The 16,506-nt window shown below is 60.7% G+C and carries 13 protein-coding genes and 1 pseudogene; 13 read left to right on the top strand and 1 reads right to left on the bottom strand.

Annotation, left to right across the window (positions count from 1 at the left end; genetic code table 11):
• The first annotated feature begins 2 nt into the window (after positions 1–2).
• The 10 genes from ABQM86_RS21340 to ABQM86_RS21295 all read left to right on the top strand — a co-directional run bounded on the left by ABQM86_RS21340 (position 3) and on the right by ABQM86_RS21295 (position 12,994).
• Positions 3–1,133: a glycerate kinase gene (locus ABQM86_RS21340; RefSeq protein WP_369745524.1), complete on the top strand. Its 1,131-nt coding sequence runs from the start codon at positions 3–5 to the stop codon at positions 1,131–1,133.
• A 204-nt stretch (positions 1,134–1,337) separates the two neighbouring features.
• The gene (locus ABQM86_RS21335) at positions 1,338–2,945 is read left to right on the top strand and encodes a GMC family oxidoreductase (RefSeq protein ID WP_280624947.1); all 1,608 of its coding nucleotides are present in this window, start codon (positions 1,338–1,340) and stop codon (positions 2,943–2,945) included.
• A 255-nt stretch (positions 2,946–3,200) separates the two neighbouring features.
• A complete protein-coding gene (locus ABQM86_RS21330) occupies positions 3,201–4,202 on the top strand; it encodes a LacI family DNA-binding transcriptional regulator (RefSeq protein WP_280624945.1) in 1,002 nt (333 codons plus the stop codon).
• Between the two features lie 292 nt (positions 4,203–4,494).
• The gene (locus ABQM86_RS21325) at positions 4,495–5,604 is read left to right on the top strand and encodes a sugar ABC transporter substrate-binding protein (RefSeq protein WP_369745523.1); all 1,110 of its coding nucleotides are present in this window, start codon (positions 4,495–4,497) and stop codon (positions 5,602–5,604) included.
• An 89-nt stretch (positions 5,605–5,693) separates the two neighbouring features.
• The gene (locus tag ABQM86_RS21320) at positions 5,694–6,632 is read left to right on the top strand and encodes an ABC transporter permease (RefSeq protein WP_280624941.1); all 939 of its coding nucleotides are present in this window, start codon (positions 5,694–5,696) and stop codon (positions 6,630–6,632) included.
• Positions 6,629–8,146: a sugar ABC transporter ATP-binding protein gene (locus ABQM86_RS21315; RefSeq protein ID WP_369745522.1), complete on the top strand. Its 1,518-nt coding sequence runs from the start codon at positions 6,629–6,631 to the stop codon at positions 8,144–8,146. The genes ABQM86_RS21320 and ABQM86_RS21315 overlap by 4 nt, the downstream gene beginning before the upstream one ends.
• Before the next feature lie 2 nt (positions 8,147–8,148).
• Entirely contained in the window at positions 8,149–9,153 is a 1,005-nt protein-coding gene (locus ABQM86_RS21310; RefSeq protein ID WP_369745521.1) for an ABC transporter permease, read from the top strand.
• A gap of 101 nt (positions 9,154–9,254) precedes the next feature.
• Complete coding sequence (locus ABQM86_RS21305; RefSeq protein ID WP_280624935.1) at positions 9,255–10,358, top strand: Gfo/Idh/MocA family oxidoreductase; 1,104 nt, start codon at positions 9,255–9,257, stop codon at positions 10,356–10,358.
• A gap of 10 nt (positions 10,359–10,368) precedes the next feature.
• Positions 10,369–11,394, top strand: coding sequence for an aldo/keto reductase (locus tag ABQM86_RS21300; RefSeq protein WP_280624933.1), 1,026 nt, complete (start codon positions 10,369–10,371; stop codon positions 11,392–11,394).
• 64 nt (positions 11,395–11,458) lie between these two features.
• Positions 11,459–12,994 carry an aldehyde dehydrogenase family protein gene (locus tag ABQM86_RS21295; RefSeq protein ID WP_280624931.1) on the top strand — a complete coding sequence of 512 codons (1,536 nt, stop codon included), beginning with the start codon at positions 11,459–11,461 and terminating at the stop codon, positions 12,992–12,994.
• Positions 12,995–13,516: 522 nt separating this feature from the next.
• On the opposite strand, the pseudogene ABQM86_RS21290 reads toward ABQM86_RS21295, so the two are convergent.
• A pseudogene (locus tag ABQM86_RS21290) lies at positions 13,517–13,686 on the bottom strand (CsbD family protein); the annotation flags it as partial.
• 1,211 nt (positions 13,687–14,897) lie between these two features.
• On the opposite strand from ABQM86_RS21290, the gene ABQM86_RS21285 reads away from it, so the two are divergent.
• From ABQM86_RS21285 to ABQM86_RS21275, 3 genes are all read left to right on the top strand, one after another.
• Positions 14,898–15,860 (top strand): hypothetical protein, encoded by a 963-nt coding sequence (locus tag ABQM86_RS21285; RefSeq protein WP_369745520.1) that lies wholly within the window; start codon positions 14,898–14,900, stop codon positions 15,858–15,860.
• Positions 15,861–16,009: 149 nt separating this feature from the next.
• On the top strand, positions 16,010–16,303 hold the full coding sequence (locus tag ABQM86_RS21280; RefSeq protein ID WP_280624927.1) for a hypothetical protein: 294 nt from the start codon (positions 16,010–16,012) through the stop codon (positions 16,301–16,303).
• Positions 16,304–16,312: 9 nt separating this feature from the next.
• A complete protein-coding gene (locus ABQM86_RS21275) occupies positions 16,313–16,504 on the top strand; it encodes a sigma factor-like helix-turn-helix DNA-binding protein (protein ID WP_369746700.1) in 192 nt (63 codons plus the stop codon).
• Positions 16,505–16,506 lie beyond the last annotated feature (2 nt).

The following is a 16,506-nucleotide window of genomic DNA, read 5'->3' as shown; positions in this document are numbered from 1 at the left end:
ACATGCGAATAGTCATAGCAACCGACAAATTTAAGGGCTCCCTTTCCGCGTCCGAGGCCGTTCAAAGCCTCGGACGCGGAATCAAGGCAGCCTTACCGGACACTGTCATCGAGGAAATCCCCATAGCCGATGGCGGGGAAGGAACTCTGGATGCCGCCGTTGCGGCCGGCTTCACGAAACACTTCGAGATGGTCTCCGGCCCGACCGGCCTTCCTGTGAGAGCTGCGTATGCAACTCGGGACCACGAGGCCGTGATCGAACTCGCCCAGGCCTCAGGTTTGGCACTGCTTCCCGGGAATACCTTCGATCCTTTGGGATCGACCACCTTTGGAACAGGGCAACTGATCCGGGCAGCGCTGGCCCGCGGCTGTACCCGGGTCATCATCGGTGCCGGAGGAAGCGCCGGCACCGATGGGGGAGCGGGCCTTCTCGTCGCGCTCGGCGCAGAATTTCTGGACGCTGACGGCAAACCCGTCGCAAGGGGCGGTGCGGCTCTTGCACATATCGCCCGCGTCAAGCTGGACGGCTTGGACAAGCACGTCCGGTCGGCACGGTTCGTCCTGGCCAGCGACGTGGACAACCCATTACTGGGGCCGCGCGGCGCAGCATCCGTTTTCGGACCCCAGAAGGGGGCTAACGAGCAGGACGTTCAACAGCTGGATCGGGCCCTGGCTCACTTTGCCCACGTGTTGGGCACGGCAATCGGGCCCAGCGCGTCCCAAGCCATAAGGGCCGCGGGTTCCGGCTCAGCTGGGGGAGTGGGATTCGGCCTGATGGCTGCCCTGGCCGCACACCGCGAATCCGGAGTGGAACTTGTCCATCATTTGACGAACTTCCAGGACCGGCTGGCCGGCGCCGACCTCCTCATCAGCGGGGAGGGCCGGCTGGACCACCAAAGCCTGGGTGGCAAGGCCGCGGTAGGCACTGCGCAAGCTGCCATGGCAAGAGGCATCCCAGTTATTGCCGTATGCGGTAGTACAAACCTCACTGGACAGGAACTCCAGGCCGCAGGGTTTTCCAAGACTTACACTCTCCGCGACCTTGAACCCGACCTGCAGATCTGTCTGGAAAACGCCTCCGCCCTTCTGGAAACCACAGGTCGGATGCTCGCGCAAAACCTGCAACGCTCCTAAACCCTGGAGTCAGGGTCCAATGCCTCACCGCTCTAGGCCGTCCAGGGTCGCCAAGAGGTTCAGCCCGTCCCTAGACAAGATAGCGCTTACTCTCGAATTGACCGAAATCCACAAAACCCTCCTTGACAAGGAGAGCTGCACCAAAGAGCATTGAGTAAGCGCTTACTATCGACCCCCCCCGCCCGTTCAATCAAAGGAGATTCCGTGGCAAATGAAGAGAATTTCGACTATGTGATCGCTGGAGGCGGCACCGCTGGCTCCGTCCTGGCCGGCCGTCTGAGCGAGGATCCGAGCGTGAGAGTGCTTTTGCTCGAAGCAGGCCGATCCGACCGCCACCCATTCATCCAGGTTCCTGCCGGTTTCGCCAAGCTGACCGCAGGCCCTTACCAGTGGGGCTATGTCAGTGTCCCTCAAAAGCACTGCAACGGCCGTGAGATACCGCTGGCGCAGGGCAAAGTACTCGGGGGCGGCGGCTCCATCAACGCCCAGGTCTTCACCCGTGGGGTTTCCGAGGACTATGACAGTTGGGCCAAGGACTACGACTGCACCGGATGGTCAGCCGAGGAAGTGCGCCAGTACTTCATCCGGTCCGAGTCGAATTCCCGGCTCTCAGCACCCTTCCATGGAACGGAGGGGCCGCTGGGTGTATCGGATCTGGCTCACCCTCACGAACTGTCCAGGGCGTTCGTGCGCGCGGGCCAGGAATTCGGTCTGCCCTACAACGGCGACTTCAACGGAGCGGACCAGTACGGCATCGGCTTCTATCAGACAACAACCAGGAACTCGCAGCGATGCAGCGCAGCTACGGCCTACCTTCGTCCTGCCAGGAACCGGAAAAACCTCGTGATCCGCACGTCGATCACGGCCAAGCGCGTCGTGATGACCGGCCTGCGTGCCACAGGGGTTGAAGTCATCGAAAACGGGACGGCACGAACGTACACCGCGAGCCGCGAAGTGATTGTCTCATCGGGTGCCTTTGGTTCCCCCAAGCTCCTGCAACTCTCCGGAATTGGAGACCCGGCGGACCTCAAAGCTGCCGGCGTGGACACGGTGCACGCGCTGCCTGGCGTCGGGAAAAACCTCCAGGATCACTGCGACCTGGACATCATCTATGAACTGAACCTCTACGGCAGCATGGACCGGCTCAATCGAATCAGGACCGCGACCGCCATTGCCGGAGTCCAGTACCTGGCATTTAAGTCCGGCCCCCTGGCCTCCACCATCGTCGAGGCCGGCGGCTTCAGCTACGGAAACAAGAGCGAGAAGACCCCGGATCTGCAGTTCCACTTCCTTCCCGCGGCCGGGGTGGAGGCTGGAATCGCGTCAGTCCAACCAGGCTTCGGCGCCACCTTGAACTCCTACTTCGTTCGTCCACGCAGCCGCGGCACTGTCAGGCTGGCATCCGCTGACCCCTCCGCTTCACCTTTGATCGACCCAAACTTCCTTGCCGACGACTACGATGTCGAGATGGCCATCGAAGGGGTGCGCCAGAGCAGGGCCATCATGGAACAGCCTTCCATGGCGGCGCACATCAAAGCCGAGCATCTTGCCGGCGGAGAAAAGGTCAACACACAGGACGAGTATGTGCGGTTCGTCCGTTCCCACGGGCGGACGTCCTACCACCCGGTGGGAACCTGCGCCATGGGAACCAGCGACGACTCTGTCGTCTCGCCAGAACTGAAGGTGCACGGCATCGAGGCTCTGCGGGTGGTTGACTCATCCATTATGCCCAAGCTCGTCAGCTCCAACACGCAGGCACCGACGGTCATGATCGCCGAGAAGGCGGTCGATATGATCAGGGCATCGAACTAGGAGCTGGTACCTGTGCCGGGGGCACCAAACGAAGAAGGTTCCGAGGTTGCCATTACTGGTAAGGTGACCGCGGTGAAGAAAAGCCTTTCGGCCACGGGTGTGACAACCCCTGGTTCGGCGTACAGCGTCCCGGGCGGGGAAGTTTCCCCTTCTGCACCCGGGGCGGCACCTCCCAAAGGTGCTGGTCATCCTGACACTGCGGCAAGACGTGCCCCTGCCCGCAAGGGCCGAAGGAAAAGGGTAGGTGACGAGAATGTGAAGCAGAACGGACAGCGGGTCACTATTGACCAGGTGGCGAAGGAAGCTGGCGTCTCCACAGCGACAGTATCCCGAGTTCTGGCAGGGATCGGATCGGTGAACGCGACCATGGCAGCCGAGGTCAGACGCGTCGCTTCGACACTTGGGTACCGTCCGTTTGGTGCAGCCCGGGACTTGGCTTCAGGGCACCACCGCAGCATCGGCGTCGTCGTCCCAGACCTGGGAAACCCCTACTTCTACGACATCATCAGTTCCGCCCAGGCCGCTGCCGCCAAAGATGGCTACCGGATGCTCATCGCCGATTCTGGTGGCGATCCTGCAACGGAGCTGAGCATGTGCGAAGATCTGCTTTCCCAGGCCGGAGGCCTCATCGTTCAGTCCTCCCGAATGGATGTGACAGGGCTGAAATCCCTTGTCGCCCACAACAGCCCCGTTGTGCTGATTAACCGGGTCGAATACGGGGTGGACCTTCCAACGGTCGGGGTAGACAATTTCTCCGCCATGCTTGAAATCTGCCATCACCTCACATCATTGGGCCACCGAAAAGCTGTCTATCTCGCCGGCCCAGCCAGTTCCTGGCAGAACCAGGAGCGCTGGCGCGCCATCGAACAGGCCCGGATGATGGGCCTGGAAGCGACGGCGCTGTCAGCCGAACCAACCATCGAGGGCGGATATGACGCAACAGACGCAGTTCTGGCAGAGGGCCCGACCGCCATCATCGCCTTCAATGACCTGGTTGCCAGCGGTGTACTCGCACGTCTACGGGAGCGCGGGCTACGCGTACCCGAGGACATGTCGGTCACCGGATTCGATGACATCGTGTTCGCCAAGTTTACGCACCCTGCGCTGACCACGGCCGTCACCCCCCGCGCTGCGCTCGGTAAACAAGCCTGGAAAATCCTCCGGGCAAGGCTGAACGGATACGCGGTACCGGAGGTACCCCTGGTAAAAGCAGAAGTAGTCATCAGGGACTCCACCGCGCCACCCCCGGCGCATTAGAAACAAACATCCCCACCCTATTGTGTTAGCAAGATCACTGTGCTTGAATTTAGTAAGCGCTTACTTTCAAGCTAAATAAAACCCCCTCCCAATAAACAATCATTGAAACAGGCCCAGAGTAAGCGCTTACTAGGATGGGGCTTCAGACACCGAGGAACCCCTCCGGAGCTGCAGCGGCCCAGGCCGTCCGCAAGCAGCCAAGGACAACCCAGTCGTGTGTCTTACTCCCGCAGCGTGAACCAGTTTTCCTGTTCAACTCCGAACAGCCCAAATTTTAGAGAAGGAACAACCAATGGAGATTTTCCGATTCTCTCGCGTCGCCGGCACCGCCGGGGCTATCGCGGCGATGCTGACGCTCAGCGCCTGCGGCGGTGCAGTCACCTCCGGAGGCCAGGACACGCAGAAGACCGCCGGTAGCTGCAAGCCGGAGGATGTCACTCTCGTTCAGTCGGGCCGTGGCCTCGAAAACGAGTACTACGTTTCCATCGATGCAGCCGCCCGTAAATTCGCTGCATCCAAGGGCCTCGAGTCCAAGTACCAGTGGATTGCCAGCGACGGCGACTCCTCCAAGCAGCTGGGGCAGATCAAGTCCATCCTGGCCAAAGGCGGCAACTGCGTTGTGATCAACCTTGACGCCAACGAGTCCTCAGTAGTCCCCTCCGTGGTCAAGGAAGCCGAAAAGGCCGGCGCTTGGCTGGTCACCCAGTGGAACAAGCCTGACGGCCTGAGCCCCGAGAGCAGCTCGGCTCACTGGGTGGCCCACATGTCCGTGAACGGCGTCCCGCAGGGCTACGACACCGCCAAGGCGTTGTTTGAGAGCATGGGCGGCAAAGGCTCGGTCGTCGCCCTTCAAGGCATCCTGGACAACCCGCCAGCCAAGGAGCGCTTTGCTGGCCTGCAGAAAGCACTGCAGGAGTACCCGGGTATCACCCTGCTGGAGGAACAGACGGCAGAATGGGACCGTACCAAGGGTCAGAACGTGACGCAGACCTTCCTGACCAAATACGGGGATAAAATAGGCGGCGTTTGGACAGCTAATGACGCCATGGCCCTCGGTGCGCTTGAGGCCGTGAAGAACGCAGGCAAGCAGGGCGCCATCAAGGTCAGCGGTATCGACGGTTTGGCCGAGGCGGTCAAGAATGTCGAGAACCCGCAGACGGGCTACGTTGCCACGACACAGTCCACGGCCGCCGCGCAGGCCTCCTACGGCCTGGCCATCGGGTTGGCGGCCGCCACCGGGGAATTCGACCCAGCCAAGGAACCGAAGGAACACCGGTCCTTCTACCTCAAAGCACTGCCCGCGATAACCTCATCCACCACTTCCAGCGTCCCTGATCCGGCTGACATCTCGAAATTCAACCTGTCCGATATCTGGTCCCAGACGGGTGACCCGATCAAGTGACCGAGAAGCTTTCGACAGAGCTACCGGCAAAACCGGACCCGCAACTGACCAAAAGCCCTAAGGGATGGATCGCCGCCCATTCCGATAGGGTGCCATTTGCCGCACTGATCGTCCTGCTCATGATCGTGCTGGTAATGCTGTTCGTGAATCCGGCCTTCCTGTCCGGAAACAACATCCGGGCGGTGGCAGAACAAAGCGCAATCCCGGTCGTCGTCGCTGTCGGCCTGACATTTGTCATCCTGATGGGCGGAATCGACCTATCCGTGGCAGGGGTCATGGCTGCGGCATCACTGAGCAGTGCCCTGCTTCTGGCCAATGACCGCAATACCCTCAGCCTCGGGCTATGGGTCATCCCGGCAGGATGCGCAGTCGGAGCGGCCCTGGGACTTCTGGCCGGCCTTTCGGTCTCCGTCCTCAGGGTGCCTTCATTCATCGTCACGATAGGCACCTGGCAGATAGGACTCGGGATCGGACTGCTCCTCTTCGGCGGGAAGCCTCCACGCGTTCTTGACGACGGGGTCCGCGATCTGGCCAACGGAACCTATGCAGGGGTTGCGGGCGTCGTATGGCTTGCCGTGCTGGTAGTGGCCATCGGATGGTTCCTTCAAACCCGGACCCGATTCGGACGCTATGCCTACGTCATCGGAGGCAGCGAAGAAACAGCCCTGCTCTCAGGCATCCACGTCAAAAAGTACCGAACGTTGTCCTTCGTGATCGCAGGTGCCGCCGCGGGACTCGCCGCTGTGATGGCCACGACCAGGACGGGAGTAGGGGACGTCGGCATCGGCGGCAGTCTGCTCTTCACCACCATCGCTGGAATCGTCATCGGCGGCACTCTCCTGACCGGTGGCAGGGGAGGGGTGATCCACTCCGTGGTTGGGGTCATCGTCATTGTGGCCATAGCCAACGCCATGGTTCTCGGTGGCGTCAGCTCCTATATCCAGCAGGCAGTCCAAGGCGTGGTTGTCCTCGTCGCTGCCACGATCGCCCTCTGGCGTTCCCGACAGAGATTGAGAGTCGTCAAATGAACAGTGCTCCTGCCTTGGAACTGCGCCAAGTCTCCAAGTCCTTCCCCGGCGTTCGCGCCCTGAAGGACGTATCTCTCGAAGTCCGACCTCACGAAGTTGTCGGCCTGATCGGAGAAAACGGCGCCGGAAAATCGACACTATTGAAGATCCTCACCGGAATACAGCGCCCGGACAGCGGGACAATGCTCGCCCAGGACACGGAAGTGGTCCTGCGGGGCGTCACCGAGGCCAACAAGCGCGGCATCGCTATGGTTTTCCAGGAACAATCACTGCTGGAAAATATCACCGTGGGGGAGAACGTTCTGCTCGGGAACGAAGGCGATGCGGTCAAACAGGGCGTTTACCGATGGTCAAAGCTCAACCAACGTGCGCAGGAATACCTGGACATTGTGGGTGGAGGGCTGAAAGCCGAGACACCCACGCACCATCTGTCATTCGCAAAACGACAGATGGTCGAGGTCGCCAAAGCCCTGGCATCGGGCCAGCGGGGTAGCCATGATCCTGTGATCCTTCTCGACGAGCCCACTTCCGTGCTCGAACACGAGGAGATTCAAACGCTTTTCCGGATCGTGCGCGAACTCCGCAAACGAGCCAGTGTCGTCTTTGTGTCCCACAGGCTTGAAGAAGTCCTGGAGATTTGCGATCGCGTATATGTCATGCGCGACGGAGAAGTAGTCGGCGAATGCGTCCCCGGCGAGGTGACGATGGACCAAATGTTCTCCATGATGGTCGGACACGAACACCATGCCGGCTACTACCACGAAAACAAGCAGCTTGAAGCCCGGTCGACGGCACGCCTGGAGGTCAAGAACCTCTCAAGCAGGTCGTTTCACGACGTCTCCTTCACTATTGCCCAAGGTGAAGTTGTCAGCCTTATGGGCGTGCAGGAAAGCGGTCGTGAAGACATTGGCCGGGCTATTTTTGGGGCAATCCCAACCACAGGAGGCACGATCCGGCTCGACGGCGAGCCGCTGGCGCTCCGGGTTCCGGCAGACGCCGTACGCAAGGGAGTCGGCTACATCCCCTCCGAACGTAAGGTGGACGGCGCCGTGCTTGCCATGAGCGTAGCGGAGAACCTGACACTGGCTCACCCCGATCGCGTCAGCTCCGGCCCATTCTTCAATCCCGCTCTGGAAAAGAAAACAGTCCGTGGCTGGATAGAGACCCTGCGCGTCAAAACGCCCTCCCCGGACACCTCCATCCGCAACCTGTCCGGTGGCAACCAGCAAAAAGTAGTCCTGGCCAAATGGCTTTTGGATCCTGACCTCAAACTCCTGATTCTGGACACTCCCACCCGAGGCCTAGACGTGGGGGCAAAAGCAGACGTCTATGCCCTGATTAGGGACCTGGCAGCTAAAGGCTTGGCTGTCCTGCTCATCGCAGACACCCTCGAAGAGGGAATCTCCATGAGCCACCGCGTTCTGACGATGAAAGACGGACGCATCACCGGCGAAATGGCGAGCAGCCCCGGAAACCGGCCTCACCGTACCGACGTACTCGAAAAGATGGTCTGACCATGACTGGACAGCACTCCGTGACCGCAGACAAGACCCCAGCGGCATCCGCGGGTCCGGCCACCAGCAGACTAAAGCAGCTCCACACTCTAGGCATAGCTCCGGTGCTCGTACTGATCGTCCTGGTCATAATCGTCAGCGCTTACGACAGCTCATTCCTTCGGTTCCCCAGCCTGATGTCCCTGCTGGAACAATCCGCGCCCCTGGTGCTGCTGGCAATCGCCCAGGGACTGGTCGTCCTGACCGGACGCATCACACTGGCCAACGCAGGGTTGGCAAGCCTCACCGGCGTCCTGCTGGCCAAGATGCTGGACAGCATGGGCCCCGGGGCCGTGCCAGCAGTCCTGATCGTGTCAACGCTTCTCGGCCTCCTCATCGGCGTCGTCCATGTCAGCACCCAACTCCCGTCATTCATCGTCACCCTGGGGTTCCTCGGTGTCTTCGCCGGCCTCGCTCTCTGGCTCTCCGGCGCAGATTCCATCCTCGTGACCACCGGATACGGCAACGTTGAATGGATCTCCTTCCGCCTGTACGGAGTTCCTATCTCCTTCCTCATCGTCCTGCTGCTCACCGCAGCGCTGATGGCCGTCCTGAAAGTGTTCCCCCTCGGCCGCCGGATCCGAGCCATCGGGTTTAACGAGCGCGCAGCAGCCTTCAGCGGCATCCGCACCACGAGAGTAGTGGTCCTTATCTTCTCGCTGTCCGGTGCGATGTCCGGCCTAGCCGCCGTCTTCCAGGTAGCTCAGCTCCAATCTGCCGGGGCGACAACATCCGACTCGCTGCTGCTGCCAAGCATCGCCGCCGTCATCGTCGGAGGATGCGCGATATCAGGGGGAGTCGGAGGAATCGGCAGGATTCTGCTCGGATCATTGGTCATCGCCCTTTTACGGGTCGGACTTGACCTCGTCGGCGTAGATTCCGCCTACCAGCCCATCCTCTACGGCCTCATCGTCATCCTGGCGATCGCCGCAACAGTCGACCGCAGACGCGGAACCGCAGTCGCCTGAACCCGCATGAGGGTTCCTGCCCGAGCAGCGCCGGAAGAGCACTCTCACCCACCACGACCACCCCATTACCTAGAAGGCGAAGACGCCAAGGAGCAGATGATATGACCAAGAAGCTACGAGTCGGGATTGCCGGCTGCGGCAACATCTCCGATAACCATTTTCAGGCCTACAAGTCACTGGAAGACGCCGAAGTCATTGGTGTCTGCGATGTCGATCTGGGCCGAGCGGAACAGTTTGCATCCGACCGGCAGATCCCACATGCGGTCGACAGCATTGCTAAATTGCTGGACCTGAACGTGGATATCATTAGTGTCTGCACCCCCCATCCGACCCACGAGCAGGTAGTCGTCGAAGCCGCCAGTCGCGGGGTCCACATTCTGTGCGAAAAGCCCATAGCAATATCCTCGGAGTCCGCCAGGCGGATGACGGTGGCGGCGCACGAAGCCGGAGTGAAACTGGGTGTCCTGTTCCAGCGCCGCTTCTGGCCAGCTGCCCGGGCACTTCGGGCAGCTCTCGATGACGGCCGGATCGGCCAGCCCATCCTGGGAAGCTGTTCAATTCTGCTGCACAGGGATTCGGCATACTATTCCTCTGCCGCGTGGCGCGGGACATGGGAAACGGACGGCGGCGGGGTCCTCATGACACAGGGCATTCACTACATCGACCTGCTTCAGTGGTACATGGGCGACGTGGTCGAAGTCAGCGCACAGATCCGCACGCTGGTCTTCACCGGCGAAATCGAAGTCGAAGACGTCGCCGTGGCAACCCTGAATTTCGCATCAGGCGCCGTCGCCACAGTCCACGCGACCACCGCAGCCAACCCCAGCGTCGGGGCGCGAGTACACATCATCGGCCACAACGGAGCATCGGCCAGCGTCAGCGAATTCCCCGAAGGAGCGGCCGGCGTCTGCGATCTCTGGGCCATCCCGGGCGAGGAAGACCACGTGGACCTTTTCGACAAGGGCCTCGGTACCAACATCCCCATCGCCCAGATCAACGCGGAACTCATGCCCTTCCACCGGCTGCAGGTTGCGGACTTTGTATCAGCAGTCCTCAATGACACCGAACCAGCCGTCACCGGTGAGGAGGCTCTGAAATCACTGGAAATCATCGCCGCGATCTACGAGTCAGCCAAGCTCGGAAAGCCGGTCCAACCCCACTATTCAAGCGGTGCTCAGCCGGCAACGGCAGGCCGGCGATCCTAGGACACCCGAAATGCGTGCACAGCGTAAACATCCCCTGGGCAGAAGCCACCTTGAACTTACGGCCATGTCCTTCGGCGCCACGATCATCGGTAATTTCATCCGACCCATCAGCGACGCCTCTGCGGCCGAACTCGTCGATCAGGCGTGGGACCTGGGTATCCGTACTTTTGATACGGCACCGCTGTACGGGCACGGGCTCAGCGAACTGCGGCTGGGCCGTGCCCTACAAAGGCGCACCCGGGCCGATTACGTCCTGTCGACCAAAGCCGGGAGAGTTCTGACTCCCGCAAACCCGTCGACCATCGACTCGGGATTATGGAAGGATCCTGCCCCCTTTGCGGCTGCCTTCGATTACACCTATGACGGAATCATGCGCTCCGTTGAGGACAGCCTGAAAAGACTGCTCGCCGATCACCTCGACATCGTTTACATGCACGACATCGACCGCTATACCCACGGCGGCAATCAACCTGAGATGTTCCGCCAGGCAGTCGATGAGGGTTTTCCCGCCCTGGCCAAGCTCCGGGATGAGGGTGTCGTCACCGCCGTTGGTATCGGCGTAAACGAGGCCGACGTCTGTCTTGCTGCCATCAAGGAAACAGATGCGGACTGCGTACTGCTGGCCGGCCGTTACACGCTCCTGGAACAGGAACCGCTCGATGATCTGCTACCCCTGTGTGAGATCAGAGGCATCGGGGTCGTGCTGGGCGGGGTATACAACAGCGGAGTACTGGCAACCGGTCCAAAGGAGGGGGCAAAATTCAACTACGGTCCCGCCCCTCAGGACGTCATGGACCGTGCGGGCCGCATTGAGGTCATCTGCAACAGCCACGGTGTGCCGCTTCCCGCGGCCGCCCTTCAATTCGCTGCTTCCCACCCTGCCGTGACCAGCATCTGCATCGGCTCGCGCAGCCCAGAGCAACAACAGAACAGCGCTGAGTTCCTGAAACTCAGCATCCCTGACCAACTGTGGCAGGACCTGCGCGACAACGGTCTGCTGAGACCGGACGCGCCAATCCCCTCCGGTTCCGACTAAGTATCGACTCAGCGCCAAGAACCGGCCGCACCCGAGCCCCGCTCACCATCGATAGGAGACTGACGTGAACGTCGATCTGAACGTCCAAACACCAACCACGGAAACCCCGTTCCGCACCTACGGCCACTACATCGGCGGCAGCGTACGTGCCCAGGGTTCCAAGACAGTGGACCGCAACTCTCCGGCAACCGGCCAGCTGGTTGCCCGCTATTCTTCCGGTACAGCAGAAGAAGCCGAAGAAGCAGTCAAGGCAGCCCGCGACGCCTTCGACGAAGGTACCTGGCCTCATCTGTCCGGGCAGGACCGCTCCCGCATCCTGAATCGGTTGGCATCGTTGATGCAACGCGATTTTGAAAAACTGGCCCGCATCGAGGCAGAGGAAACCGGCAAACCGCTGCGCCTTGCACGAGGAGACGTCCAGGGCAGCATCGGCTTGACCGAATACGCTGCCGCTTTGGCACTGACCATGCACGGCGACGTCCACACCAACCTTGGTCCAGGGTTCACCGGACTTGTAACGCGCGAACCAGCCGGTGTCGTAGGAATGATCACGCCCTGGAATTTTCCGTTGTTGCTGCTGATGCAAAAACTCCCCTTCGCGCTGGCCGCGGGCTGCACAGCCGTTGCGAAGCCCGCTGAGGTCACCTCCGGAACAACACTGGAAATAGCGAAACTGGCTACAGAGGCAGGGGTACCCGCGGGCGTATTCAACGTAGTCACCGGCCGCGGTTCAGTGGTGGGCCAGCACTTCGCGGAATCGGAACACATCGATGTTTTGTCGTTCACAGGCAGCACCACGGTAGGCCGGCGGATCATTGAGGCCTCCGGGGTAAACAGCAAACGGCTCTCCATGGAACTGGGCGGCAAGGCCGCAACAATCGTCTTCCCCGATGCAAACATCGACGAAGCAGTTGAAGGCGTCCTGTTCGGCGTCTTCTTCAATCAGGGGGAGTGCTGCGTCTCCGGAGCCCGGCTCCTGATTCATGAGGACATAGCAGAGACATTCTTGGCTGCCCTCGTACAGCGCGCCCAGCGGCTCGCTGTAGGACAACCCTTGGATGAGGAATCCGACATTGGGGCTTTGATCCACGCCGACCACCTGAAAACCGTTCTGGACTATATCAGCGTGGCTCAGGAACGGGGAGCGAAAGTCATCACAGGCGGGACGCAGCTCGACACGGCAGAACTTCGGCAGGGCTACTTCGTCGCACCAACGATTCTCGACCAGGTGGACGCGGCAAATCCCGCCTTCCTCGAAGAGATCTTTGGACCCGTGCTCACCGTGACCCGGTTCGCCAGCACTGATGAAGCCATTTCCCTTGCCAACGCTGTCGAGTTTGGGCTGGCCAACACCATTTGGTCCAAGAACATCGACACAGCTCTATCCGTAGGACGCGCCCTGCGCAGCGGTACGGTATGGATCAACACGACGATCGACGGGGCCCCTCAACTGCCCGGCGGAGGCGTGAAAAACAGCGGGTATGGCAGGGAAATGGGCCAGGCAGGCTTTGACGAGTTCACCGAGATCAAAACCATTCAAATCAGGACTGGGAAGCATGAGCCGTTCTTCCGCGATACGGACAACACGGGAGCGGGATAGACAATGCGAACCCTGCAGGCAGGACCCACAATCCGACAATCACCAAGGGAGCTGGCCCTGAACTATTTGCGGGCTGCCATCCGGAAGTTTTCGGCAGCGTACTCCGAATACGCATGGCACTACGCAGGCATGCCGGGCGAACACCACGAGGCCGGCGGGCCAAACCGTGTGGACGCAAGGCAGCCCTTGTAGAAGAGAAAGGAAGATGACCCTTGGCCCAGCACAGCCTTGGACAGAACTGGTTGCACTTCCACGCCGGGGACCGCGTAACTGTAGCCGAGTCCGGAAATCCCCCCTACAAGGCAACTGTCGTACTCACCAGCGAAATAGGCGTCCTATGGGTCCTCCCCGATTCGGGCTCAGGACGAAGGGTATTTGACTGCAGGGAACACGTCGTCATCCGACACTGCGGCTGGGCATCGGACGACGACACCGCGTAGCTATTGCTTAAATCGCTGCACTCCCGGGCTAGCAAAAGGACGCGCCCCGTTCGCTGGGCGCGTCCTTCGCCGTGGTCTGGCCAGTCCCTTTGAACGCGTCCTTAACCTTCTCGCGGGCCTGCTTCAGATCGCCCTTGGCTTGGTCGGCCTGGCCTTCGGTCCGCAGGCTGTCGTCGCCTGTGGCCGAGCCTGCCGCTTCTTTGCCCTTGCGGCCGTCTCGCCAGCGTTTTCAGTCTGGTCGACCACTCCCATGGTTTCCTCCTCTGGTTGGCAGTCGTTCGCATTCGGCCACGGCTATAAACTGGAATGCACGGGTATTCGTGGGCCGGGAGTAGTCCGTCGGACGGGTCAAGCTGGGGAACCACGGTACCCCCGATATTGATGATCACAGCCTTAGTCGAATCAGGCGACGAACTCGACAGCATGGCTGCCGGTGCAACTCGATCCGGTCCAGCAACATCGCTCGGTCGCTGCTCCCGCCGATTGTCGCAGTACGCTTCCGCCGCCCAACGTCACAGCACACTCAATGCGGGCACCGGCCGACCTAGACATCACTGCCGCCCCGAGACCGGCCATCCCGTCAAGGAAGGCCCTAATGTCCTCAGCGCCAACGATCAAGTCCGCCAGCTGCTCAACATCCTCCGACCAATCCTCCACAGCCGCAGTGTCCAAGCAAACACCAACCTTTACAGACGTACCCATGCGAAGGCCTCCCTGCTGAAGCCGAGGACACCTCGAACAGGTAGCTCCAGCGATTCGATTCCTGGGACAACCGGAGGTTGAGAAGCCAATAAGTTTGCAAGGACATCTAGCAATCTCTAAGAACTGGTTCCCGCCTGGCTTCTGGAAGCGGCGACCCCAGCTGCCTCCGTACCCCCGGGCTCGGGCTGGGAGGGTTCCCTCTCGCTGCGTTCTTGGATAGCGGCCAACTTACAGGATGCCGCCGGCATCCAGCCGGAGTGCACAATTGCTCAGATCGACCTGACGCCTCGGGCACCCGTTCATGCCCGTCACTGGGACAGCATAACCAAACGGCTGTTGGGATCTGGGTGGCGGCCCACTGCAAGACCTGCCACCCAGCACGCCTATGCTTCCGCCCAGACACTCTAAAAATGGGCGAAACCTCTCAAGATTCACTCAGGGATACCTCAAGATTGCCTCAAGATCGGAGGTGCCCCTGATAAGTCGAGACAAAGTGCCCCAGTTTCTTAGAACTGGCCATTACTGCTGGGGCGTTCCCGGCCTATCCGATTCCGGCGGAACAAGAGGGAACATCTTCATCAGCTAGCCCGCGATGGACGATGCGTTCGGCTTTGGGGGGCCGCTGTCCGGTCAGCGACCCGCCGGGGGAAGAAGACCGCGGAAAGATTTTTTGCTTCGGGTGTAATCATCCGTCCCTTGCTGGAAACAACATGTATGAGCAGGCGATCTGCTTTGCAGTCCTATGGGGAAGGAACCCAACCATGAAGTACCGCCGATCCGACTATGCCAAGTACGCGACTCTGACATCGATTGCGCTGGCACTCACTCTCGTCGCCTGCGCACCGGAAGCGCCCGGGGCGAGTACTTCGTTCACACCCGCAGCATCAGCGGAAGTCTCGATGCCCGCGCAGCCGCCTGCCGCGCTTGTGGAGGCTAAGCTCCCCTCCTCTGAAGCCAGCGCTCCCGACCAGGACAGTGAACCGGCCGAGGTCACTGTTCCTGCACCCGCTGTCACGGCCCGGGTCCTTGCCGCTCCTGCAAGGCAGGCACCCGTTTCCGTGCCGGCAGCACCAACCGTTCCTGCCGAACCCACAGTCACCGCCCGCCAGACCACTCCGCCGTCGGCAGCCGTGGTGACACCGATTACCCCCGCAGTCCCCTCAACCCCGCACGTCTCACCCGACTACGGGAACGGCAAGTTTACCTTTCCGGACGGCCACATCTCCTTCGATGTGCCCGCCGGCTGGACTGTACAGGTGGAGCAGGCACCGTACAACGAAGAAGCAAATCATCCCGGCGGGAAAGAGAACTCACTCGCTGCCAATATCTTCGACAATAGCGGTGACAAAGTCGCCCACATCACCAGCGGAGGCACCGGTGGTCTGGTCGGCGGGCCGGTCAACCGCACCATTCTCGACTCACAGGAACTCAGTACGTTCGATAGCCGTGACGGGGCCTCGCACTTCGCCTTCGTAAGGGATGACTATGCCGGCTTTCCTGAATTTCCGGTCCGCTACTACATGGGGGTTGTGGCTGATTACTTCATGACAGAAGGCCCTGACAGCTCCTCGGTGAACAGCTTCATGATCATGCCGAACGGGGCAGCAACCGCTGTAGCCCAGGTCGACGCGTCCATGACGCCTGAAACCGCTGAAGCGTGGATGAAAACTGATCAATACGTCAAGCTTCGGGCACTGCTGACCAGTCTCCGCTACGCTGTCTGACCACCAAGCCCGCCAGATACCCGGCAAGCCCATTAGGAGGCCTGCCGGGTATCTCTATTTAAGTTTTCAGCAGTTATGTAAGAAACAGCCGTCTCCGGGAAACTAAATGTTTAGATCATCAAGCGCTAGCCCGGGGGAAACAAAGAAAGATGTTGGCTACCAGAGAGCAGGAACTGAGTGCTCTTCATGCTGAACACTTCAGCCGCAGCTACCAGTACATCGCGTACCGGATCAACGGCCGGGAACGGGACGAGGAACTCGCCAACGACGGGTTCCGGATCGTCTGGGAAAGCAATCCCCGAGCCGCCTGGCCTTTGATGGATGATAGCTACAGCCCGGAATCTGCTGGGCAACGAATGCAAAGGCCGGCGCCGCGGGAAGAATTCATGGCCCGCATGGCTGAAGAGGCCCGCGCCAGTGGCACTGCCAGCGATGATGGCTAGCAGGCCGAGATCGCCGACATTCTCTCCCGGCTCAAGGACCGGGAAATCCTCATGCTCTCCTACCGGGACGACCTCACCACCGCAAAACTGGCCGAGAGCCTGGGATGTTCGCCGTCGACAGCGGCGATCCGGCCCCACAGGGCCCGTAAAGCCTTCGCGAAAGCCGCACCCTCACGCCTCATGACAGAAAGGGAAGTCTAATC

This window comes from Paenarthrobacter sp. AMU7, assembly GCF_041200195.1.
Taxonomy (GTDB): Bacteria; Actinomycetota; Actinomycetes; order Actinomycetales; family Micrococcaceae; genus Arthrobacter.
Note: the sequence above shows the minus strand (reverse complement) of the source record. Positions and strands in the feature narration are given on the sequence as shown.

Bases quoted from the DNA above. Each gene is read 5' to 3' on its own strand.
- ABQM86_RS21340 (WP_369745524.1), top strand. From the start codon at position 3: ATGCGAATAGTCATAGCAACCGACAAATTTAAGGGCTCCCTTTCCGCG.
- ABQM86_RS21325 (WP_369745523.1), top strand. From the start codon at position 4,495: ATGGAGATTTTCCGATTCTCTCGCGTCGCCGGCACCGCCGGGGCTATC.
- ABQM86_RS21315 (WP_369745522.1), top strand. From the start codon at position 6,629: ATGAACAGTGCTCCTGCCTTGGAACTGCGCCAAGTCTCCAAGTCCTTC.
- ABQM86_RS21310 (WP_369745521.1), top strand. From the start codon at position 8,149: ATGACTGGACAGCACTCCGTGACCGCAGACAAGACCCCAGCGGCATCC.
- ABQM86_RS21305 (WP_280624935.1), top strand. From the start codon at position 9,255: ATGACCAAGAAGCTACGAGTCGGGATTGCCGGCTGCGGCAACATCTCC.
- ABQM86_RS21300 (WP_280624933.1), top strand. From the start codon at position 10,369: ATGCGTGCACAGCGTAAACATCCCCTGGGCAGAAGCCACCTTGAACTT.
- ABQM86_RS21285 (WP_369745520.1), top strand. From the start codon at position 14,898: ATGAAGTACCGCCGATCCGACTATGCCAAGTACGCGACTCTGACATCG.
- ABQM86_RS21280 (WP_280624927.1), top strand. From the start codon at position 16,010: ATGTTGGCTACCAGAGAGCAGGAACTGAGTGCTCTTCATGCTGAACAC.